This is a genomic window from Paraburkholderia sp. BL23I1N1, from assembly GCF_003610295.1.
Classification (GTDB): Bacteria; Pseudomonadota; Gammaproteobacteria; order Burkholderiales; family Burkholderiaceae; genus Paraburkholderia.
On the sequence record NZ_RAPV01000001.1, the window covers coordinates 4,823,135 to 4,843,661 of the forward strand.

General features: G+C 60.2%; 22 protein-coding genes, 1 pseudogene and 1 riboswitch. Of the genes and pseudogenes, 11 read left to right on the forward strand and 12 right to left on the reverse strand.

The window, feature by feature from the left end:
* Positions 1-22: 22 nt before the first annotated feature.
* From B0G76_RS22550 to B0G76_RS22575, 6 genes are all read right to left on the reverse strand, one after another.
* Complete coding sequence (locus B0G76_RS22550; RefSeq protein ID WP_120294502.1) at positions 23-649, reverse strand: tyrosine-type recombinase/integrase; 627 nt, start codon at positions 647-649, stop codon at positions 23-25.
* Positions 650-975: 326 nt separating this feature from the next.
* Positions 976-2,163, reverse strand: a complete 1,188-nt coding sequence (locus B0G76_RS22555; RefSeq protein WP_120294503.1) for a porin — start codon at positions 2,161-2,163, stop codon at positions 976-978.
* Positions 2,164-2,271: 108 nt separating this feature from the next.
* Complete coding sequence (locus B0G76_RS22560) at positions 2,272-2,985, reverse strand: ABC transporter permease (protein WP_120294504.1); 714 nt, start codon at positions 2,983-2,985, stop codon at positions 2,272-2,274.
* A complete protein-coding gene (locus tag B0G76_RS22565; protein ID WP_120294505.1) occupies positions 2,982-3,671 on the reverse strand; it encodes an ABC transporter permease in 690 nt (229 codons plus the stop codon). The genes B0G76_RS22560 and B0G76_RS22565 overlap by 4 nt, the downstream gene beginning before the upstream one ends.
* Before the next feature lie 32 nt (positions 3,672-3,703).
* Positions 3,704-4,492, reverse strand: coding sequence for an ABC transporter substrate-binding protein (locus B0G76_RS22570; RefSeq protein ID WP_120294506.1), 789 nt, complete (start codon positions 4,490-4,492; stop codon positions 3,704-3,706).
* A 46-nt stretch (positions 4,493-4,538) separates the two neighbouring features.
* Positions 4,539-5,708 carry a M20 aminoacylase family protein gene (locus B0G76_RS22575; protein WP_120294507.1) on the reverse strand — a complete coding sequence of 390 codons (1,170 nt, stop codon included), beginning with the start codon at positions 5,706-5,708 and terminating at the stop codon, positions 4,539-4,541.
* Positions 5,709-5,873: 165 nt separating this feature from the next.
* Here B0G76_RS22575 and B0G76_RS22580 point away from each other — a divergent pair, with 165 nt between their 5' ends.
* Together B0G76_RS22580 and B0G76_RS22585 are read left to right on the forward strand one after the other, a co-directional pair.
* Entirely contained in the window at positions 5,874-6,827 is a 954-nt protein-coding gene (locus tag B0G76_RS22580; protein WP_120294508.1) for a LysR substrate-binding domain-containing protein, read from the forward strand.
* A 365-nt stretch (positions 6,828-7,192) separates the two neighbouring features.
* A riboswitch (ZMP/ZTP riboswitch) is annotated at positions 7,193-7,276 on the forward strand.
* 155 nt (positions 7,277-7,431) lie between these two features.
* On the forward strand, positions 7,432-8,283 hold the full coding sequence (locus B0G76_RS22585; protein ID WP_120294509.1) for a tetrahydrofolate dehydrogenase/cyclohydrolase catalytic domain-containing protein: 852 nt from the start codon (positions 7,432-7,434) through the stop codon (positions 8,281-8,283).
* Between the two features lie 291 nt (positions 8,284-8,574).
* Here B0G76_RS22585 and B0G76_RS22590 read toward each other — a convergent pair whose 3' ends face one another.
* The gene (locus B0G76_RS22590; protein ID WP_120294510.1) at positions 8,575-8,949 is read right to left on the reverse strand and encodes a nuclear transport factor 2 family protein; all 375 of its coding nucleotides are present in this window, start codon (positions 8,947-8,949) and stop codon (positions 8,575-8,577) included.
* Between the two features lie 103 nt (positions 8,950-9,052).
* On the opposite strand from B0G76_RS22590, the gene B0G76_RS22595 reads away from it, so the two are divergent.
* Complete coding sequence (locus B0G76_RS22595; protein WP_120294511.1) at positions 9,053-10,006, forward strand: LysR family transcriptional regulator; 954 nt, start codon at positions 9,053-9,055, stop codon at positions 10,004-10,006.
* 185 nt (positions 10,007-10,191) lie between these two features.
* Here the strand turns inward: B0G76_RS22595 and B0G76_RS22600 are convergent, their stop codons facing one another.
* Positions 10,192-11,316, reverse strand: coding sequence for an MFS transporter (locus B0G76_RS22600; RefSeq protein ID WP_220700770.1), 1,125 nt, complete (start codon positions 11,314-11,316; stop codon positions 10,192-10,194).
* Between B0G76_RS22600 and B0G76_RS22605 the strand changes: the two genes are divergently transcribed.
* Entirely contained in the window at positions 11,315-11,866 is a 552-nt protein-coding gene (locus tag B0G76_RS22605; protein ID WP_220700771.1) for a helix-turn-helix transcriptional regulator, read from the forward strand. The two genes, B0G76_RS22600 and B0G76_RS22605, sit on opposite strands and share 2 nt — an antisense overlap.
* Positions 11,867-12,388: 522 nt before the next feature.
* Here the strand turns inward: B0G76_RS22605 and B0G76_RS22610 are convergent.
* Positions 12,389-12,718 carry a hypothetical protein gene (locus B0G76_RS22610; protein WP_120294514.1) on the reverse strand — a complete coding sequence of 110 codons (330 nt, stop codon included), beginning with the start codon at positions 12,716-12,718 and terminating at the stop codon, positions 12,389-12,391.
* Positions 12,719-13,033: 315 nt separating this feature from the next.
* On the opposite strand from B0G76_RS22610, the pseudogene B0G76_RS22615 reads away from it, so the two are divergent.
* Positions 13,034-13,345, forward strand: a pseudogene (locus B0G76_RS22615) (helix-turn-helix domain-containing protein); the annotation flags it as partial.
* A 12-nt stretch (positions 13,346-13,357) separates the two neighbouring features.
* Here the strand turns inward: B0G76_RS22615 and B0G76_RS22620 are convergent.
* On the reverse strand, positions 13,358-14,263 hold the full coding sequence (locus B0G76_RS22620; protein WP_120294515.1) for a dihydrodipicolinate synthase family protein: 906 nt from the start codon (positions 14,261-14,263) through the stop codon (positions 13,358-13,360).
* Between the two features lie 347 nt (positions 14,264-14,610).
* Here B0G76_RS22620 and B0G76_RS22625 point away from each other — a divergent pair, with 347 nt between their 5' ends.
* The 6 genes from B0G76_RS22625 to B0G76_RS22650 all read left to right on the forward strand — a co-directional run bounded on the left by B0G76_RS22625 (position 14,611) and on the right by B0G76_RS22650 (position 19,677).
* Positions 14,611-15,567 (forward strand): 4-hydroxyproline epimerase, encoded by a 957-nt coding sequence (locus B0G76_RS22625; RefSeq protein ID WP_120296691.1) that lies wholly within the window; start codon positions 14,611-14,613, stop codon positions 15,565-15,567.
* Positions 15,564-16,691 carry an FAD-binding oxidoreductase gene (locus B0G76_RS22630; RefSeq protein ID WP_120294516.1) on the forward strand — a complete coding sequence of 376 codons (1,128 nt, stop codon included), beginning with the start codon at positions 15,564-15,566 and terminating at the stop codon, positions 16,689-16,691. Before B0G76_RS22625 ends, B0G76_RS22630 begins: the two co-directional genes overlap by 4 nt.
* Positions 16,684-16,992, forward strand: a complete 309-nt coding sequence (locus B0G76_RS22635) for a (2Fe-2S)-binding protein (protein WP_120294517.1) — start codon at positions 16,684-16,686, stop codon at positions 16,990-16,992. The genes B0G76_RS22630 and B0G76_RS22635 overlap by 8 nt, the downstream gene beginning before the upstream one ends.
* Complete coding sequence (locus B0G76_RS22640) at positions 16,989-18,347, forward strand: FAD-dependent oxidoreductase (RefSeq protein ID WP_120294518.1); 1,359 nt, start codon at positions 16,989-16,991, stop codon at positions 18,345-18,347. Before B0G76_RS22635 ends, B0G76_RS22640 begins: the two co-directional genes overlap by 4 nt.
* A gap of 220 nt (positions 18,348-18,567) precedes the next feature.
* Positions 18,568-19,335 (forward strand): AraC family transcriptional regulator, encoded by a 768-nt coding sequence (locus B0G76_RS22645; protein ID WP_120294519.1) that lies wholly within the window; start codon positions 18,568-18,570, stop codon positions 19,333-19,335.
* 12 nt (positions 19,336-19,347) lie between these two features.
* The gene (locus B0G76_RS22650; RefSeq protein ID WP_120294520.1) at positions 19,348-19,677 is read left to right on the forward strand and encodes a hypothetical protein; all 330 of its coding nucleotides are present in this window, start codon (positions 19,348-19,350) and stop codon (positions 19,675-19,677) included.
* 19 nt (positions 19,678-19,696) lie between these two features.
* Here B0G76_RS22650 and B0G76_RS22655 read toward each other — a convergent pair whose 3' ends face one another.
* Together B0G76_RS22655 and B0G76_RS22660 are read right to left on the reverse strand one after the other, a co-directional pair.
* Positions 19,697-19,957, reverse strand: coding sequence for a hypothetical protein (locus B0G76_RS22655; protein WP_120294521.1), 261 nt, complete (start codon positions 19,955-19,957; stop codon positions 19,697-19,699).
* 156 nt (positions 19,958-20,113) lie between these two features.
* Positions 20,114-20,446: a hypothetical protein gene (locus tag B0G76_RS22660; RefSeq protein WP_120294522.1), complete on the reverse strand. Its 333-nt coding sequence runs from the start codon at positions 20,444-20,446 to the stop codon at positions 20,114-20,116.
* Positions 20,447-20,527 lie beyond the last annotated feature (81 nt).

Here is a 20,527-nt window from a genome sequence, read left to right on the forward strand (position 1 = left end):
CGGAGTCCGGAGGTACCTCGGTTCAAACTTCAGTCTGCTCTGCCATCTCAAGCGCGTCGTCGACCTCGATGCCAAGGTACCGCACTGTGCTTTCAAGTTTGGTATGGCCGAGGAGCAACTGAACGGCGCGGAGGTTCTTCGTGCGGCGATAAATCAGTGACGCTTTCGTCCGGCGCATCGTGTGGGTGCCGTACGCGCTGTCATCCAGCCCGATCGATGCGATCCACTGATGCACCACGCGCGAATACTGGCGCGTCGAGATGTGCGGTGATTCGCGGAGCCGGCTCGGGAACAGGAAGTCAGTCGACGCCAGCGCTGCCGACTTGATCCACGCCTCGACGCTGTCCTGGGTCTGCTCTGTAATCTCGAACTGAACCGGCCGTTGAGTTTTTTGCTGCATGATCGTTGCCCGGCTGGCGACGTGCTGCCCATGGCAAACGTCACGAATCCGCAGCCTCGTCAGATCGCATGCGCGTAGTTTGCTGTCGATTGCAAGATTGAACATCGCGAGGTCGCGAACGCTTGCCGAAAGCTGAAGGCGGATACGGATCGCCCAGATTTCCTTGAGCTTCAGCGGAGGCTTCTGACCAGTGAGCTTGCCTTTGTTCCACGGTATCCTGGCGGCCGTTGCTTCGTCAGTGGCTTTCATGACTATCTCCTTTCAAGTGAACGGAGAGCTAGTCTGCACCGGCCGACATCGGGCGCTGTCCGACCCTGAGCGGTCGATCGGCCCGGGATGAATTAATGGTAGCTTTCAAGGTACAGCAGCCGTTTGGTTGGTATCGGTTGCCGCCGCCTCGTCAAACCGGTCATTGGCAGCGGATCGAACACGGCGCGCCGCGAACTGCCGCCTCGAGAAATGCTCGAAACGGATGGACTCTTTTCGGACGCTCAGTTCAGGAAAGCCCGTGTCTTCCCTAAGAACCGGAGCGGCCACCTCGCCACATCAGCGAGATGACCGCCGTTGTCTCTGGTTCAGAACGTATGCCGGATCGCCGCCCGGACCAAAAGCTGCCTCGACGACGAGGACAAGTCCTGTGCACCGGGAACGTATGCCTGATCGAGCGCCGAACCGGTGGTGTCGCCCGCGATCATTTGAAAGGCGCCCTGGACGTAGACATCGGTCCGTTTAGACAGGTTGTAATCCGCCATCAAGCCGACGCTGTGGATTTTCGGCCGCACGCTACCTGTCGTAGCGTCGTAGTTCCCCAGCGTATAGACGTATTGGGCACCCACGAAAAACGCCGACGTGAACTGATATTTCCCGTTCAATTCGAAATTCTGATATTTCAACCGGGTCAATGTCCCGCCTGCAAGCGCACCGCTAGTTGGCTCGATGCTCTCCAGCGCGCTGAGGTAAGCGACATTTGCGGTCGGATTGCTAAGATCCGTGTGGGTATAGACGAAGCCAACCGTGGCCGCGCCGACGGTATAGTTGACGCCCGCGCCGAAGACGCGCAAGCGCTTCGATTGAAAGTTCGCGTCCGCCGCAATCGTCGAGCTCGACCCGGCAATCGCCCCGCCGGACGTCGCCCCCGGATTGTCCGCATTCAGATATGCCGCAGCGACCAACAGGCCACCGTACGTGTACTGCACGCCGACACTCAACTGCCGGTTGTTGGCGAAGCCGGTGCTGTTGCTGAAGCTGTACGCGCCGCCGAACTGGAAGCCGGCAAGATCAGGGCTCGCGTACTTGACCGTGTTGTTGACGCGGAACGTGTTATCTGTGTTGTCGTTGTCGAACGGATGCGAAAACAGATATCCACCCCAGTTGCCATTGGCTGTCGTCTGCGCAAGATAGTCAACCACCGAGTCGTACTGGCGGCCGAACGTGACCGTCCCGTAGCGCTCGCTTTCGATACCGACGTATGCCTGGCGCCCAAATCCAAGACCGCCTTGCGCCAGCTTGCCAGTGTTCACATTGAAACCGCTTTCGATCTGGAAAATCGCCTTGAGGCCGCCACCCAGATCTTCGCTGCCTTTCAATCCCCAGCGGCTGCCTTGTGCATAGCCACTTGCCATTTCATAAACGTGGCTTCCACCGACGTTGTTCGTGTAATCGAACCCCTCGTCGATGAGGCCATACAAGGTCACACTGCTTTGCGCAAATGCCGAAGTCGCACATGCCGACGCTATTGCCGCAAGGATGAGTTTATTCTTCACTTAGTTTTCCTAAAAATAATGGATTTGATTCGTTATATTTTTCTACTCGACTACCTTGGACCTACAGAACGATTCGCGTGATTTGGCGAATTGAGCAGCACAAGGCTGTCATCCACCACGCGGTTTCAGATAGGCCAGAAGACGCTGCTCAAGGCGCCGGAACACCCAGACGAGCGCAAAAGCAATCGTCGCGTACAGCAGCGCAGCAATACCGAAGGCCTCAAATGACGCGTACGTCGCCGAATTGACATCGCGCGTCACTTTCAGAATGTCCGGAATCGTCGCCGTGAAAGCGAGCGTCGTGGAATGCAGCATCAGGATCGCTTCGTTGCCGTACATCGGCAACGCACGGCGCAGCGCCGACGGCAGGATGATTCTCCGGTAGACGGTCAATCTGGACATCCCCACGGCAAACGCAGCTTCGATTTCGCCGTATGCGGTCGCCTTGATCGCTCCGGCAAAGATTTCCGCTGCGTAAGCGCACTCGTTCAACGCGAATGCAAGCAGCGTGCAGTTCATCGCATCGCGAAAGAATGCGTCGAGCAACGCATTCGTACGCACGACCTCCAGGCTGTAGAGTCCCGTATAGCAGATCAGCAATTGAACGTAGAGCGGCGTTCCCCGAAACACGTAGGTGAACAGCCAGACGGGTAACGACAGGAAGCGGTTGCGCGACGCCCGCGCCACCGAGAGCGGCAGCGCCAGCATAAAACCGAGTCCGAGCGATGCCACCAGAAGCCACAATGTGACCGCTAGGCCGGTTAGCTGAAAGCCGTCGGTGTACAGGTAGTTTTGCCAGTACTGGTGAAGAATATCGATCATGCCACCACGCGCCTCACACCCGCTGAGTAACGTACTTCAAGCCGCCACAAAACCACGTTGGACAGTGTGGTGATGGCCAGATAGATCGCACCGGCTGCCACCGTAAGCAGAAAGAAGTTCTGCGTCGACTTGCCGGCATCCTGTGCCGCCTTGACGACGTCCGACAGTCCGATGATCGACACCAGCGCGGTCGCCTTGACAATGACCTGCCAGTTGTTACCGATGCCTGGCAACGCCAGACGCATCATCTGCGGAAACATGATGCGGGTGAAGACCTGCCAGTTGGACATGCCGAATGCCATACCCGCTTCCAGCTGTCCCCTCGGCACTCCCATGAATGCACCGCGGAACGTCTCGGTGAAGTACGCTCCGTAGATGAAGCCAATCGTAACGACGCCGGCCGAGAACGGATCAATATCCACCTGGTTGAATCCGAGCACGTCCGTGATATGGTTCAGCGCGATCTGGATGCTGTAAAAGAGCAGCAGCATCAGCACGAGATCTGGCACCGCCCTGATCAATGTCGTGTAGGCGGCACCGATTCGCGCCAGGTAACGACGGCTGGACAGTCTGGCCGCAGCGCCGCAGAGTCCCATAACAAACGAAACAAGCAGCGACAGCAGAGCGAGCTTGATCGTTTCGCAGGTGCCGGCCACGAGTGCCGGCCCGAAGCCTCCGAGTATCATTTTGTCGCCTTGAATGGCTGGCTCAGGCCGTCTCACTTCGCGCCGTAGATATCGAAGTCGAAGTACTTCCTGTTGATGCGTGCGTAGGTTCCATTTGCCAGGATGGCGGTCAGTGCCTGATTGAATGCCTCACGCAACGCTGCGTCTTCTTTGCGAAGACCCAGACCGTCGCCAAGACCGAAATACTTCGGGTCGTCCAATGCCGGACCGGCAAACTTGTAGTCCTTGCCCTCGGGCTTCTTGAGAAAGCCGTCGCTCGCTTCTATCGATGCCTGAAAGGCTGCATCCAGTCGCCCTGAGATCAGGTCCGTGTAGACCTGATCCTGGTTCTGGTACGAGATGATCTGCACGCCAGCCGGTTGCCACTGCGCTCTCGCATAGTCTTCCTGGCTCGAACCCTGTTCGACGCCGACCCGCTTACCCTTTAGCGAAGCGGCGGTCGGCAGCAGATCGGAGTTGCGCCTGACAACCAGCCGGGCCGGCGCGTTCGATATCTTGTTCGTGAACGCGATCTGCTGCATTCGCTTTGGCGTGATGGTCATCGACGACGAAATCGCGTCGAACTTTCTCGCCAGCAGTCCGGGAATCATGCCGTCGAAGCTGGTCTCGACCCAGACACACCGCGCATGAAGCTCGTCGCAAAGTGCATTGGCGATGTCCACGCCAAAGCCAGTCAGCTTGCCGTCGGGCGTTTTGAACTCCAATGGCGGGTACGTCGGATCCACTGCCAGCCTGATTTCCTTGCCGGACCAGTCGGCAGCAATTGCGTTGCCTGACAGCGCCACCAAAGCGAACGAGATTGCCGCAAGCGTCTTTTTCATGTGTTTCTCCTCAACGTCGTGATGGAAGGGGGGTCATGCGAATCGTTTATGCCAGAAACCGCTCGGTCAGCTTGACCCAATAGCTGGCGCCTACTGCCAGACAGTCGTCGTTGAAGTCATAGCCGGGGTTGTGTAGCGCACAACTGCGCTCACCGTCGCCATTGCCGATCACGAGGTAGCTGCCCGGGCATTTTTCGAGCATGCACGCGAAGTCCTCGCTGGCAGTGAAGGGCTTGAGGTCGTCGATGATGGCTTGCGCACCGAGCCACTCCACTGCCACCTGGCGCGCGAAGTCCGTCTCCTTACCGTGGTTGATCAGCACCGGATGACAACGGAAGTAGTCGATCTCGGCGTGCGCACCGAAACTCGCCGCCTGGCCTTGCACCAGTTCGTGAATCCGGCGTTCGAGCAAGTCGCGCACCTCTGGCGCAAGCGCCCGGACTGTCAGCAGCATCTCTGCCGACGGCGGGATCACATTCGACGCGATGCCCGCATGAATCGATCCAACACTGATGATGGCCAGATCGCGCGGACTCACGTTGCGTGACACGATGCTTTGCAGCGCCGTCACAATTGACGCACACACCACGATCGGGTCAATGGTCTTGTCGGGTGCCGCACCGTGTCCGCCACGGCCCACCACGCGTACTGTGACGGTGTCGGCGGACGCCATGAATGCGCCGCCGAAAAAACCAAGATGGCCGGCCGGATACCCCGGAACGTTGTGCAAGGCAAATACCGCATCGCACGGAAAACGTTCGAAGAGACCGTCGTCCATCATCTTTTGCGCACCGCCGAGGCCTTCTTCAGCGGGCTGGAAAATGAGGTTCAGCATGCCGGAAAAGGCTCGCGACTCAGCCAGGTACTTTGCTGCGGCAAGCAACGTGGCCGTGTGTCCATCGTGGCCGCATGCGTGCATGATGCCGTCGTTCCGGCTGGCATAGGGCAAGCCCGTCGTTTCCGTGATGGGAAGTGCGTCCATATCGGCGCGCAATCCAAGCGACGGCCCCGGTCCGTTCTTTAAGGTGCCGACCACGCCGGTTTTACCCACGCCGCGTGTGACCCGATAGCCCCACTTGCTCAGGCATTCGACGACGAGTTCGCTGGTCGCCACCTCCTGAAGACCCAACTCCGGGTGCGCATGAATGCGGCGGCGCAGGCCGATCATTTCCTCACGAATCGCGGCGATGCCGGGCAAAACGAAGTCTTGAACCATAGATGAATTCCTTTGAGGAGCCAACAGACAGCGTCGTCGCGCGAGCGCATTCGGCGTCCTGGCTGCGTAGCTGTCTACACTGGTCGGAATGCTATTCAGCGAAATTTCGAGGCGGAAGCAGCAGTTTTGTTATGCTGACAACCATTTGTTGTCGGGAGTGGTTTCGTGAAGCTTCATCAGTTGCAGGCGCTCGTCGCAAGTGCGGAAACGGGCAGCATCAGAGCGGCCGCGCGGTCATTGGGGATTTCCCAGGCCGCAGTCACGCGCGCGCTGCGCGAACTCGAAGCCACCGAGCAACTGCCGTTGCTGATACGCGCGCCTGAAGGGATCAGCTTCACCGAGTACGGCAAAGCGTTGTTGACGCATGCGCGGCTGGTCCTCAATCAGTTGGAGCACGCGCAGAACGAACTGGCCAGGTTACGCGGCCGGGCGGAAGGACGGCTTAGCGTCGGTGTGACGCCGTGGATCACACTGACGTTTCTGCCAGAGACTGTCTTGCTGTTCCGCAAGCGAATGCCCGATATCCAACTGGAACTGTTCGAGAGCCTGATGGCAGTCGCACAGCCGCTTTTGCGTGCGGGCGATATGGACTTCGTAATCGGGCAGTTGCATCCGTCGGCGGTCACGCAAGAGTTTTCCTGCGAGCCCGTTTTGAACTACGAGACGGCGGTGATGGTCCGCGAGGGACATCCACGTCAGGACTGCCGTTCGATTCACGACCTGCTGGATCAGGACTGGGCGCTGAATTTCGCGCCCGATGGGCAGGACGCGCTCATCGATTATCTGTTTACGCGCCATGGCGCGCAAATCGATACGCGCCGCATTGTGCGGGCGCATTCACTGGGGACGTTGCAGACTCTGGTGGATCGGACCGATATGTGCACGTGGTGCCCAACCATTCTAACGGCGGCGGCGCCGTTCAAAGGGCACCTGGCAATTGTGGCGTTGCGAGAAGCATTCGAGCCAAGACAACTGGGCATTGTCACCCGACGCAACAGCACGTTAAGCGGAGCGGCCTCGTGTTTCATCGAGTGCCTCCTGCAAGTGATCCGCCAACACGCAAGATCGGCGAAGAAAGAAGATCTTGTGTTGTTTGATACATTGACCTTGCTCTTTTGACCATCACGCCGTTGGCCTGCCGAATCGAGTCCTTGCCTGAATGTCCGGTACCCGGGGCGGAATTGACGTTCGAATGTCTATCCGAGAGTGAGGTCGACCGGCCGCAACTGGCCGATTGGGTGAGGTCGCCAACGGCCGCTTAGTGGCACGCCGTTTGCAAGATCTGGATTTGGCTGACTGACCGGTTTGAAGAAGGTTGTCTGACCGAAGTGGGTCGCGTGCCGCCAATCGCCAAAAGGCACAGACCGGCCAGTTACGGTCAGTCGCCGCAGACACCTGAATCGTTGGCAATCCACGTCTTTGCTTTCGACGACTGATCAGACGCTCACCCGCCTTGCGTAGCCGCAAAAAAGCTGATTAAAATAACGCGTCTACGTGACTGGCGAGCAATAGATGGGTCACCATCGGGAAGCGTAGACGCTCGAATGCCGTTCGCCTGGGCATCTTGATTAATTTCTTTGAGACTGCCCATGATGATTGCCAAAATTCCTTCTCTGCCTATGCGGCTCGCGCTTAAACAATCGCGCTCCCATGCACTCCCGCTTTGTCCTGTTCAGTATCTGAGCCTTGCCGGTTCAGAATTGGTCATGCAAGGGGAAAACGCATGAGCACACTTCTCGACGGTAAAGCTGTAGCCGCGTTGCACGAGCGGGAACTATGGGAACGCGTTGCAGCCCTCAAGGCAAGAAGTGGCGGCCAGACGCCCATACTTGCCACGATCCTTGTAGGCGATGATCCTTCGTCGGCGACCTACGTCAGCATGAAGGGCGACGCATGCCGGAGAGTCGGTATGGACTCGATTGTGATCAAGTTGCCTGCGAGCGCAACGACGGATGACGTACTTTCCGCGATTGATGGACTCAATGCCGACCTGGCGGTGCATGGCATTCTGCTTCAGCACCCGGTGCCTGCGCATGTGGACGAACGCCTGTGCTTCGACAGAATATCCATCCTCAAGGATGTGGATGGCGTCACCAGTCACGGTTTTGGCCTGATGGCGTTAGGGGAACCCGCCTTCGGGTCGGCAACGCCCGCCGGAATCATGCGCTTGCTGGCTCATTACAAGATTGATGTATCTGGCAAGCGGGCCGTGGTCGTAGGACGCAGTCCCATTCTTGGGAAACCGATGGCCCTCATGTTATCGAATGCGAACGCGACGGTCACGCTATGCCATTCGAAGACACTAAATCTTGAAGCGGAAATTCGACATGCCGAAATCATTGTCGGCGCAGTAGGGAAGCCGAACTTCATTCGTAGCGACTGGATCAGCGACGGAGCAATTGTTATCGATGCTGGCTACCATCCCGGAGGTATAGGCGACATTCATCCCGATGGTCTGATGGGCCGATGCGCGGCGGTGACACCGGTTCCCGGAGGTGTGGGGCCGATGACTATTTCAACGCTTATCGCCCAAACCGTCAGTGCCGCCGAACGTGCGTGTGCAGCCATTCAATGAATGTTCGCTATCGATAAAGTTGACGGGCCGCTGTGGGTCGACGTTGTGGGTCGAAATGGGTCTGCCGAGCGACGCACTGTTAGCGTGCTCAACTTTTGCGATGCCGCAGGGATCGCCGGTATCAACCACCAGATACGTAAGCGTTGCTCGAGCACCGTCTAGACCTTTGACGCCAAAGTGGACAAAGTAGGCCCACCAGACAAGTGGTGGAGACTACTTTGTCACCTGAGATAGCGATAGCCGCGAGACTGACGCATAAGGGTACCCCCATACGGCCTGCAGTTCGGCTCTTCAGTCGAACGTACGCATGACGGCCGACGCCTTGGTTGCAATCAGCCAGCTGCCCTCCACCTTATGCATGACGAAGTGATCGTTGAACAGCTTATTTCCAATCCGCACTCTCACCGTTGCCGTTGAAAGGCTGTCCGAGATGTTCTCCATGGAGAGGATCGCCTCATCTCTGGGCGCACCCGTGGATCGAGGACTCGGCCGCCCGTTGATGAGCACCGCATATTCCGGCGACGACAGGATGTGCAGCTCGCCTTCGTGAACCCACTGAACAAGACAGTTCGGGTGGAAAACTTTATTGAAGTCACGGCTCTTCGGCTCATAAGCCAAATTGAAATAGTCCTCAATTAATGCGACTACGGCTTGGGTCTGTGTCATTGCGGGCTTTCCTCAGTGGTTGAACGACTCGTACAATGAACGATCCTCCCGCTCTCGAATAGTGCGAACCGATCATCGCTGCCATTACAGGAAGACATAGATCATGGAAGACATCGCTGGAGGAGTAGTTAGCGGCTTGATTGCGCTTGCAGCCCTGGCCGAGTCCAAGAGCTTTGGTCGCGCAGCATCTCGTCTTGGCAAGACGCAGCCTGCGATAAGCCGTGCCATTCAACGATTGGAGGACCGCCTGCGGGCGAAGCTCGTGCATCGCACCAGCCGACACGTTGAAGTGACAGACGCTGGGCATGAGCTATTGTCAAAAGTGCTGCCGCTACTTCAGGGGATCGAAGAGGCGACGGTCGGCGCCTCGGATCAAACTTCAGTCGTCAAGGGAACGCTCCGTGTAGCGTGCGATGCTGCGTTCGCCCGTCTTGTGCTGGCTCCGGAGTTGGCCCAGTTCCTGAAGAATCACCCCGCTCTTCAACTGAAGCTGGAGACCCGCAACGACCTCACAGACCTGGTGAGCGACGGATTCGATCTCGCTATACGGTTCGGACCGCCAACCGTTTCAACCTTGGTCTGTCGAAGGCTATACAGTCCGCGGATTCTTACTGTGGCCGCGCCGTCCTACCTGGACCAACGTGGTCGACCGAGGTCGCCGAAGGATCTGGTCGATGACGGCCATGAATGCATTCTGGCCATCGACCCGGCTACCGGCAGACCTTTCGAATGGGAGTTCTGGCGTGGCAATGAGAAGGTGAAGGTGGCCGTTAGCGGGAACCTGACAGTCACGGATGCGGGAACCAAACTCGGGGCCTGTCTTGCAGGCTACGGGATCGCTCAGGTAATCGATCTCGGGATCGACGCGCACCTGCGTACTGGTACGCTAGAGCCGGTCCTGACGGACTGGCCGGACGAGACATTTCCTCTTTACGTCTACTACCCCAGCCGGAACCACGTTCCAGCCAAGGTGAGAGCGTTCATCGACTTTGTCGTCAGCATGATGCCGCATTCATCGCGAGGGCGCCAGGCGATGTCGCTCGGGCCTGCATCGTGATGAGACGTTCGCTACGTACACCGGATCGGCGTCAATCGGCAGATTGACGGCTGGACTTCGCTTGCCGAGAAAAAAGCTGCAATCGTTACTCGCGCGCCAGTCCATCTGTCCGCCGATACAGCGACAAACGTCGCGCTATCCAAGTATTGCGCGACATGGCCGGTCATGTTGACGCGCGCCCACCATCAATCGCCGCCGGGTTTCAGCGATCGAAAAACCATGCAGCCGGCCCCAAGCGCAATTAGCGCCAGTGCGATGGCAAATGCAGTGGCACCGGCTGCCAGGCCAAAGAGGTCGATCGCGTAGCCGGTCATGACGGGCAGCAGCCCCGCCGGCAGATAGCCGCCGATGTTCATGACGGCAATGGCTTCGGCCCTGCGAGTGTCCGGCACATGCAGACCGATGAGCGTCAAGCCGCCCAACTGCCCAAGGCCTTGCGCTACCCCCGCGAACAGCGCAGCGGCCACCAGAACGGACGCCGACAGCATATGCACCGCGGCACATAGTGCACACATCGACAGGACGGTCGCCGTCGTACCTACCACGAACAACGCAAGTACTGACCAACGCCGCACGGCGAACTGAACTCCCGTTGCAGCGAGAAACATCGCGCACGCCATGCCGCCGGCAAGCAACGGGCTGCGAACTTCGAGCAGACGGGCGAGTAACGAAGGCCCCAAAGCAAGCACAAACGATGTTGCAGTAATGCCAGGCCCGAAAACGCCGATACCGGCCGCGACGTGCCGTCGATTCATCGCCGGGACCGACGGCAAATGCAGACGCGCGACATTGCCAGTTGCCCTTGCTGGCCTGCCAAGGGGCAACCGCCACGCAATGACGAGAGCACTCAGCAGCACGAGAAATTCGATACCGAAAACCAGCGCTACCGGATGCGCGACTGTTTGCGCAGCGCCGCCGGCCAGCAACGGCCCGAGGCCTGCGCCGAGAACCATCGCTACCGATGCGAGCAGTGCTGCCTGACGTCGACGCTCACCACCGCCGAGGTCCGCCACGGACGCCATTCCTGCCGACACAATGACACCGACCGCGATACCCGTCAGCAGTCGGGCAACGGCAAGCGTTGCAATGGACGTTGCGCTTGCGAACAACGCACATGCGACCAGCGCCACAAGGATACCCGGCAGAAGAACCGGCTTGCGGCCGTAACGATCCGATAGCTGTCCGGCGACCGACAGCGTGCCCAGTAGTCCAAGGATGTAAAGGGCAAAGATGACCGTCAAGGTGCCGGATGAAAAACCGAGCGTGCGTTGCCAGACCACATACAGCGGCGTTGGGGAATTGGACAGCATGAACACCGACGTGACCGTCCATGCGGCGCACCACATGTCAGGTGAAATGTGCGCGGACGCGCGGCTGGATTGCACTGCGGCAGTGTCGATCACGGTAACCTTCCTTGTACGAGTTTTTTCGTACTATAGCTTAGTTCGAAAAAACTCGTACTGTGATAAAGTCGTGAACATGAAAGGCACGACTTACCATGACCTGGCCGCTGCAGTACCTGCCAACCTTCCCGATCCGCTGCCGGAACCGGCAGTGTCCGATTTGCGTCTGGACGCGATATTCAGTGCACTGGCCGACCCGTTGCGCCTGACGATCGTCCGCCGGCTGTTGCTGGAATCCGAGGCGTACGACCACCCGTGCAGTTGGTTCGGTTTCAATCGTGCGAAATCGTCATTGACCCATCACTTCAAAGCGCTGCGTGAAGCGGGTGTGATTCGTCAGCGTCAATATGGGCTCGAGCGACGCAGCCGTGTGCGAACCGAGGATCTTGATTCGCGATTTCCGGGACTGCTGCAACTGGTGACCGCATGGGACCCGTCCGACGACAGACAGGGCTGAGTCCGCCCGTGTCGTCTATTGGCGGATCGATGGCTTTGTCGCGCACGTTGCTCGCATCGTCGCAGCCGGAGCTGGCTAGGCAGCTAGCATTTCGAACAGCCGCTTTTGGGAGGTCCGAGCGTCTCTTCAGGGTCGGAGAATAGGGGTAGGAAACGGCGTTCGCCGTCCCCTCTCTCCGAACCCGGTGTGCAGTTTTCCCGCGACAAATGTGATCAAGCTATACGGTCCTGCATGCACAGCATGCGGCAAACCGCTTCGCACGCCTATCGCGAGCTTTTGTGCGGCGTGTGGTGCAAATCGCGCAGACTGAGCCACACGAGATGTGACTGAATCCACAGCAGAGTTGCGTGTTTAAACGTCCGTTATGCGGGACCGAGAGTGACTCTATCGGGTCGATAGCGGGCGGGCAGGAAATTGACGAGCGTAGCCGATGGCGTAGGTCGTCGCTCAAACCTTTATCTGGCGGTCCGCGGGTGCTGCTGCATCAACGGTACCTCACCTACCTGCCTCGTCTCTTTGCCGTTACGGCGATTTTCTGACACCGGCTACGTCGTCGGATGTGCGGAGCGCTGCGTTCGCCGCGACAAGCAACTTTGCATCGTGGTCGCGCAGCGATACATCCAGCGCGTCGAAAGCCTTCTGCAACTTGTTCTGACCCGGCTTCGTCCCCTTGCCACTTTCCGAAATGGTTTCGGCTTCCTTTTTCAGTCGCTTCGCAAGCTTCGCCGCGAAACGACTGTCAAGTGTCCCTTCCCGGACAAATTCATTGATCTGCTTTGACAGGCTAACCAGCGTGGCTTCGGTGGTTGCAGTCGGCTCGTCGACATTGTCGGCGGGGGACTTCTTGCTCATCAGCGTTCTCCGTAGTAATCCTCCCGCAGGGAGCAGAAGGGAAGCAGCTTTTGCCGACCACGATAGTGACACGATTGGCCACGGTCGAGTTTGCGTCTTGGAGGATCTCCACGCGCGCTGGTTGCATTATATTTGCGGCGCTCATTACACGGAGACGGAGAGCTGCCGACCCTTGGCGCCCTGTTCATAACCCTTCGTAAGTGATTGATTTTATTAGGACGTGTCAGCTTGTTTTTACATTCGGTTCTTGCCCCAACAAACTGCCGTAAACCTATGTTTTTGCGACAGAATCGTGCGATGCGGGGGCCATAACGTTTCGATACGCATCGCCAGCTTGTCATGCTGCGCGGCCAGCCGGTCCCGCTATCGGGTACGCAATACCGGCTGGCGTCGCTGTTCTTTTCCAATATTGGCCGCGTGATGTCGCGCGACCATATCTTCGCGATGCTTTGGGGCCGTAAGTTCCGCGAGTTCACCCGCACGATTGACAGCCACGTGTCACGCCTGCGCCTGCTGCTCGAGATCGAGCCGCAAAACGACTTTCGGCTTCAACCCGTTTACAAGAGCGGCTATCGGTTGCTGCACCTGCGGCAGGCCGAAACGGATGCGCAGAAGCAGGCAGCCTGAACGTGCCGCAGCTTAAACCTGCGGCAGCGTCGGCCGGATTTCGATCGCCCGGCGGATCAGCGCTTCGACAGCCTTGCGCTCGTCCCCGGCCAACGGCAGGCGCGGCGGCCGGACCGGCTCCGTGCCCAGCCCGACAATCGTCTCGGCCAGCTTGATGTTTTGCACCAGTTTCGACGAGACGTCGAGCGCGAGCAGGGGCGCGAACCAGCGATAGATCGCTCGCGCTTCTTCAAGACGGCCCGCCTTCAATAACTTGTAAATCACGACCGTCTCGCGCGGAAACGCGCATACGAGACCGGCCACCCAGCCGTGCGCACCCATCAATAGCGCTTCCATCGCAAGGTTGTCGACCCCGCACAGGATCGCGAAGCGGTCGCCGACCACGTTGATCAGATCGGTCACGCGCCGCACATCGCCGCATGATTCCTTGATCGCAACGATCTTCTTTTCGTCGGCGATTTCCGCGAACATCTCGGGCGTCATGTCGACGCCATAGGCCAGCGGATTGTTATAGATCATCAACGGCAGCGCGCTTGCATCGGCAACGCTGCGAAAATGGTGCAGCGTCTCGCGCCGGTCGGACAGATAGCGCAACCCGGGCAGCACCATGAAACCGGCGGCGCCGTGCCGGCTGCCGGCTTCGGCCTGACGGCATGCGTCGAGCGTGCTGTTCTCAGCGATCGTCAGCAAAACCGGTACACGTCCACGTGAGGCATCGACGGCAATGTCGAGTACTTGCAGCTTTTCATCCAGCGAAAGTGTCGACGCTTCGCCGAGCGATCCACACACGATGATGCCGTCCACACCTGCGTCGATCTGTGCCTCGATATTCTTGCCGGTCCATTCGCGATCTATGCTGAAATCCGCGTGAAACTTGGTGGTCACTGCGGGCCATACGCCTTCCCAGATATGCGCCACGACTGCTCTCCTGAGTGTGTTGAGTCGAAGCGCAGTGTAAGCAGGGAAAATGCCGCCGTCTTGCGTGATTCACGCGTGGCGAATGACGATTTCGGCATAGTGGCTATGCCCGTCAGCCCAGTAAGAGCGAGCCAGCCGACTAATTCGGGACAGCGAGCGGAGTGCGCCGAAGTCGCATGGACAGGGCTTTGGCTGCATTCTTAAGTCCGTTTTCCATGCGTTGTTCAGGTGTGGACTTCGCCTCGTCTCAAAGAGTGAAACGTGAGCGTTCAGGCGCAAATACTATGCTGAAATCGTCACTATCCACGCTTAAGCGCACCAAGACGCCGACGCTGGGCATTCCTACCATGTGCATCATGAAAACCCTAGACATCATCGACTCGCACACCGGCGGTGAACCGACCCGCCTGGTGGTGTCGGGTGGTCCCGCGCTTGGCGGCGGCACACTGGCGCAGCGTCTGAACGTATTTCGCACGCAATTCGACGACTGGCGCGCGGGCGTTGTCACCGAACCGCGCGGCTCGGATGTGGTGGTCGGCGCGCTCTTGTGCGAGCCGGACGATCCCGGGTGCGCGGCCGGCGTGATCTTCTTCAACAACGTGGGGTATCTCGGCATGTGCGGGCATGGCACGATCGGCCTCGTCGTTTCGCTCGCGCACATGGGGCGGATCGGCCCCGGGCGTCATCGGATCGAGACGCCGGTCGGCATCGTCGAAGCGACGCTCAACGAGGACGGCAGCGTGGCCGTGCGCAACGTGCCGGCTTATCGTTACCGGCAAGGCGTGCAGGTGGACGTGCCGGGCTACGGCCTGTTGAGTGGCGACATCGGATGGGGCGGCAACTGGTTCTTTCTCGTCGCCGATCATGGGCACACGCTGGAGGCATCGCGTATCGCGGAGCTGACCGTGTTCAGCGCGGCAATCCGCGAGGCGTTGACCGCGCAGCGCATCACCGGCGCAGACGGCGCCTTGATCGACCACATTGAGCTCTTTGGACCCGGCTCGCACGACGGCATCGACAGTCGCAGCTTCGTCCTCTGTCCGGGCAGCGCGTACGACCGCTCGCCTTGCGGTACTGGCACGAGCGCGAAAATCGCCTGCCTCGCCGCCGACGGCAAGCTCGCCGAAGGCGCGGTGTGGCACCAGGAGAGCATTATCGGCAGCGTATTCGAGGCGAGCTATCGTCACGCCGATGATGGCGTCTCGGTGATTCCAACCATCACCGGCCACGCGCACATCATGGCCGAAGGGTGTTTGTGTTTCGACGAGCGCGACCCGTTTGCGTGGGGCATCCCCACGGCATGACGGCGGATGCGTTGATCGTCGGGGCCGGCATAGTCGGCGCGGCGTGCGCGGCAGAGTTGGCGGCGTTCGGCATGCGGGTCGAGGTAGTCGACGAACAGGGCATCGGCGGCGGCGCGACGGCGGCGGGTATGGGCCATATCGTCGTGATGAACGACTCGCCCGCCGAATTCACACTGAGCCACTATTCGCGCGACTTGTGGCTGGCGCTCGCGCCGCAGCTTCGTATGCGCGACGCGTTCGCGTGCTGCGGGACTTTATGGGTCGCCGCCGACGATGAGGAATGGCAAGCCGCCCGCGCCATGCATGCCGCGTTCGAAGCACAGGGCGTCTCCGCACAGCTGCTTGACGCGTCCGAACTGCGGTCGTGTGAACCAGCGCTCGCGCAGTCGATGGCGGGCGGATTGCGGATCGAGCACGACAGCATCGTGTATGCGCCCACTGTCGCGGAGTGGCTGATCACGCAATCTTCAGGAGTCGAGAATATCCGCGTGCGACTCGGCGCGCGGGTTACTGCAATCCGTGCTGGCGGCGTGACGCTGGCCGACGGCGAACGCATCAGCGCCGCGCATGTGATCGTTGCCAACGGTCTGGGCGCTCGGCAACTGCTCGGGTCGCTGCCCTTGCAGCCGAAGAAAGGTCATCTGCTGATCACCGATCGTTACCCCGACCTCATTCGACATCAACTGCTCGAGCTCGGCTACATCAAGAGCGCGCATCATGCGGCCGGCACCTCGGTGGCATTCAATGCGCAGCCACGGCCTACGGGGCAGTTGCTGATCGGCTCGTCGCGCCAGTTCGACACCACCGATTCCGCCGTCGACATGCCGGTGCTCGCTCAGATGCTGCGGCGCGCCGCGCAGTATCTACCCGTCCTGCCGACACTCAATGGCATTCGCGCGTGGACTGGATTTCGGGCGGCGTCGCCTGATGGATTGCCGTTGATCGGCCCGGCCGGCGATTTTGCGCCGGGCGTGTGGCTCGCTGTCGGACACGAAGGTCTTGGCGTGACGACCTCGCTGGCGAGTGCAAAGTTGCTCGCGGCGCAGATCACGGGGAGCGCGGCGCCGATTCCTGTCGAGCCGTACTTGCCGGTTCGTTTTGCGCAAAAGGTGGTCCATGACTAAGGCCAATGCAACACGCCTCCATTTGGCGATCGACGGTAGAAGTGTCACGGTCGAAGCAGGTACGACCGTGGCCGCGGCGCTCGTCATGGCGGGCGCGAGCGGCACGCGGAGGTCGATTAGCGGCGAGGTCCGCGCAGCGCTGTGCGGGATGGGTGTGTGCCAGGAGTGCCGCGTCACGATCGACGGCCGGGCGCATGTGTTGGCTTGCCAGACGCTCTGTCGCGAAGGGCAGATGGTGTGTACTGTTGCAGACGCCAGCGCCAGCGCCAGCGCCAGCGCCAGCGCCACGGGCGCGAGATGAAGCAGCAGCACGTCGACATCGTCGTAGTAGGCGCCGGTCCGGCCGGCTTGAACGCCGCGCAGGCCGCGGCGCGCGAGGGCGCCACAGTCGCGCTGCTCGACGACAATCCGCGCGCCGGTGGCCAAATCTGGCGGCAAGGTCTCGGCCATCTACCGCAAGCTCGGTTACACGCGCTGCTCGACGCTTTATCGATGCAGACTCATGTCGCGTTGTTTGCGTCGACCCGCGTGATCGCGCCTTTGGGTTCGCGCGGTTTGCTGCTTGAGTCGGCTGAGCATGGTGGCGTGTCGATCAGCTACGATCGATTGATCCTCGCGACCGGTGCACGCGAGCGGCTATTGCCGTTCGTTGGCTGGACGCTGCCGGGCGTGACCGGTGCAGGCGCGCTGCAGGCGCTCATCAAAGGCGGGATGCCGGTGCGCGGCGAACGCGTCGTGATCGCAGGCAGCGGTCCTTTGCTGATCGCCGCGCTCGCTACCGCGCGTGCTGCCGGTGCGAAAGTCGTTGCCGTAGTGGAGCAGGCGTCGGCACTCGAAGTTGCCCGCTTCGGCATCTCTCTGTTGAGCGAGCCGGTGAAGTTGCGGCAAGCCGTTGCCATGACGCGGGGCTTCGCAGGCGTGCGTTACTTGACCGGCAGCATCGTCCGGCAAGTGGTTGGCGAGGGCCGCGTCGAGCGCGTGATGATCCGGCGCGGCCAGCAGGACGTGACGCTTGATTGCGACCGTATCGCGTGCGGCTATGGACTTGTACCGAACATCACGCTTGCGCAAGCGCTCGGCTGTGCGATCGGCGAAGCGGGTGAGATTGTCGTCGACAGTGAGCAGCGGACTTCAGTGGACGGTGTGCTGGCGGCAGGCGAGTGCACGGGTGTCGGTGGTGCAGAGTTGGCGGCTGTGGAAGGCGAGATCGCGGGTCTCGCGGCAAGCGGCGCCGTTGCACGCAGCGTATCTTCGAACGGCACCTCTGCGAATAGCACCCCAGCGAGCAGTATCTCCGCGAGCGACACCTATGCAAACCGCGAAGCGCTGGACGCGCAACGAGCCCGTTGGCGGCGTTTCGCGAGGCGTGTCGAAGCGGCCTTCGCTTTGCAAGCCGCCGCGCGCACGCCACCGGACGATGCCACGTTGCTCTGCCGTTGCGAAGACGTCAGTCTCGGCGAAGTGCGCGTCTATCCGGATTGGCGCGAGGCCAAGCAGCACACTCGCTGCGGGATGGGCGCATGCCAGGGGCGAATCTGCGGCGCCGCGGCCGGGCTGTATTTCGGTTGGCAAGCCGGCGCTCCACGGCCACCGTTCAGTCCGGCGCAAATCGGCACATTGATGGCGGCGAGCGCGGACCAGGCTCCGTCTGAATGACACCGGTATCCTGACGCTTGCCGGATATTGTCGTTGGCGGCGCGGCCCTATAATCAATCGCACACGCCAACCGTCCAATTGCGCGAACGAATGCATCGGCGAACGCACGGGTGAATGCGCGAGCACACCCGGTAAGCGAACCGCTAAATGCTTTAGCCAATGCTCCGACGGACGCAGAGTCAACAGCCCGAACAACCGCCCCAACCACGGAACCCGCTTGATGAACACGCTGGCTCATCCGCTCGAACCGGACGACGCAACGCTGTCCGGCATGCTGTCGCATTTCACTTTGCTCGAGCCCGTGTTCGACGCGATGCCGGACGTCGTGTTCTTCGTCAAGGACGCGCATGCTCGCTATGCACTGGTCAATCGCACCCTGGCTTCGCGCTGTGGTTTCAAGGAAAAGGCCGCCTTGCTCGGCAAGACCGCCGAGGACGTCTTCCCGCGCCGCTTCGGCCGCATTTACACGGCCCAGGACAAAGCGATCATCAGCGTCGGCAGCCAGATGATCGATCAGCTGGAACTGCACCTGTATCCCGGCCGCCAACCGGGCTGGTGCCTGACCTGCAAGCAGCCCTTGCGCGATCCGGCGGGCAAGGTGGTCGGCCTCGCCGGCATCTCGCGCGACCTGAAAGCGGACGAAAGCAATCATCCCGCTTACGGCCGGCTCGCCGCGGTGGTGCAGTCCATCCAGGAAAACTACGTGCAGCCGTTAAATCTCAAGCAGCTTGCGGCAATGGCGGATATGTCGGTGGCGCAACTGGAGCGCTACTTTCACAAGGTGTTCCATTTGACGCCGCGCCAGGTATTGCTGAAAACGCGGCTGGACGCCGCCACGGCGCTACTGGTCTCGCACGACAAGGTCACCGACGTCGCCGCGCTCTGCGGCTACACCGACCACAGCGCCTTTACGCGCCAGTTCAAGGCGACCGTCGGCGTCACGCCGACCGAGTACCGGATGCTGCTGCACGGGACCTCGCGCAGCTAAGCCGCCGCACCTATGGTTCGTCGCAGGCATCACTACTGCGTCTATGTCGTCGCGCTGGATGACACCGTCTGGAACGAGGCGCGCTTTCGCCGCGCGAATCCGGATTACCGGTTCGACAAGCCATGCGTGTACGTGGGAATGACGGGGTTGGACCCGGATCTGAGATTCGACCGGCACAAAGCCGGCATCCAAGCAAATCGCTATGTGCGCGATTACGGCTTGCGCCTCTTGCCCGAACTGTATGAAGTTTTCAATCCAATGCCTTACCGCGGCGCACAGGATATGGAAGTGGAATTGGCGATTGGACTGCGCGAAGCGGGGTACGGCGTATGGCAGGCGTAATTAAAATGTAAAACTCGCCTTATTTCACACCTAGCCCGCGCAACATTGCGTTGCCTTCAGACGTCAGACGGATATGCGAAGTGCCTTCGTCGCCGGAGATCGTTTCGATCAGGCCGGCTTCGTGAAGCTGGGGAATCTCGGGTTTCGCGGACGCGTCGATCGGCGCGTGCAGCAACAGCAGCAGCGTCGCCAGTTCGTGATGGCTCAACAGGCGACGCAGAATGGTGGGCCGCTTCGCCGGTGCAGGCGTGTCGTTCGGGTTGTGGTCGGGCTGATTCATGGAGCGCACCTTGTGCGGAATAGTGTCGGGTGGATCATGCGGACGAAGTCTTAAACGATTCTTAAGACACCATTGTGATGTAACACCGTGACACAAAGATTGCGCTGGAACATGTTGCAGGCCGTTACACGGGGCCGACCATTACCTTTGCTTACCTTACGGCGCGCAGGTTTTGCTCGCCGATTCAATCCACAGATTGCCTACGTGGCGCTTGCCGGCGTAGAAGCGGTAAGTTGTCGCGCCGTTGTCGCTGCGCACCTTGACGATATTCGAATCGCCGAAGTCGAGCATCTGGCCCTGCGGGATTTCGGTCGACTTGAACGCGGCGTTGTGGCTGGTCGCCACTTGCGTCAGGCAGGCGACCACGTCGTTGACCGAGCGCTGCGTGGTGGTGTCCGTGACGGGCTCGCCGGCATCCGGATTCTTCTGGAAGTACGCGCAAGCGCCGAGAAGGAGGGGAACTGACAGGACTACGGCAAACTTCTTCATATCTCTCCTGGCGTGTCATTCGGCCGACGGTGCGCTCGACACCCGCATGGGGGCAACGTGCGCGGCATGGGGCCGCGGATC

Excerpts from the sequence above, each read along its gene's own strand:
- B0G76_RS22585 (WP_120294509.1), top strand. The coding sequence starts at position 7,432 with ATGAGCACACTTCTCGACGGTAAAGCTGTAGCCGCGTTGCACGAGCGG.
- B0G76_RS22650 (WP_120294520.1), top strand. The coding sequence starts at position 19,348 with ATGGTTCGTCGCAGGCATCACTACTGCGTCTATGTCGTCGCGCTGGAT.
- B0G76_RS22590 (WP_120294510.1), bottom strand. The coding sequence starts at position 8,949 with ATGACACAGACCCAAGCCGTAGTCGCATTAATTGAGGACTATTTCAAT.
- B0G76_RS22655 (WP_120294521.1), bottom strand. The coding sequence starts at position 19,957 with ATGAATCAGCCCGACCACAACCCGAACGACACGCCTGCACCGGCGAAG.
- B0G76_RS22575 (WP_120294507.1), bottom strand. The coding sequence starts at position 5,708 with ATGGTTCAAGACTTCGTTTTGCCCGGCATCGCCGCGATTCGTGAGGAA.
- B0G76_RS22635 (WP_120294517.1), top strand. The coding sequence starts at position 16,684 with ATGACTAAGGCCAATGCAACACGCCTCCATTTGGCGATCGACGGTAGA.
- B0G76_RS22660 (WP_120294522.1), bottom strand. The coding sequence starts at position 20,446 with ATGAAGAAGTTTGCCGTAGTCCTGTCAGTTCCCCTCCTTCTCGGCGCT.
- B0G76_RS22595 (WP_120294511.1), top strand. The coding sequence starts at position 9,053 with ATGGAAGACATCGCTGGAGGAGTAGTTAGCGGCTTGATTGCGCTTGCA.
- B0G76_RS22625 (WP_120296691.1), top strand. The coding sequence starts at position 14,611 with ATGTGCATCATGAAAACCCTAGACATCATCGACTCGCACACCGGCGGT.
- B0G76_RS22565 (WP_120294505.1), bottom strand. The coding sequence starts at position 3,671 with ATGATACTCGGAGGCTTCGGGCCGGCACTCGTGGCCGGCACCTGCGAA.
- B0G76_RS22570 (WP_120294506.1), bottom strand. The coding sequence starts at position 4,492 with ATGAAAAAGACGCTTGCGGCAATCTCGTTCGCTTTGGTGGCGCTGTCA.
- B0G76_RS22560 (WP_120294504.1), bottom strand. The coding sequence starts at position 2,985 with ATGATCGATATTCTTCACCAGTACTGGCAAAACTACCTGTACACCGAC.
- B0G76_RS22600 (WP_220700770.1), bottom strand. The coding sequence starts at position 11,316 with ATGCTGTCCAATTCCCCAACGCCGCTGTATGTGGTCTGGCAACGCACG.
- B0G76_RS22640 (WP_120294518.1), top strand. The coding sequence starts at position 16,989 with ATGAAGCAGCAGCACGTCGACATCGTCGTAGTAGGCGCCGGTCCGGCC.
- B0G76_RS22605 (WP_220700771.1), top strand. The coding sequence starts at position 11,315 with ATGAACACCGACGTGACCGTCCATGCGGCGCACCACATGTCAGGTGAA.
- B0G76_RS22550 (WP_120294502.1), bottom strand. The coding sequence starts at position 649 with ATGAAAGCCACTGACGAAGCAACGGCCGCCAGGATACCGTGGAACAAA.
- B0G76_RS22645 (WP_120294519.1), top strand. The coding sequence starts at position 18,568 with ATGAACACGCTGGCTCATCCGCTCGAACCGGACGACGCAACGCTGTCC.
- B0G76_RS22630 (WP_120294516.1), top strand. The coding sequence starts at position 15,564 with ATGACGGCGGATGCGTTGATCGTCGGGGCCGGCATAGTCGGCGCGGCG.
- B0G76_RS22610 (WP_120294514.1), bottom strand. The coding sequence starts at position 12,718 with ATGAGCAAGAAGTCCCCCGCCGACAATGTCGACGAGCCGACTGCAACC.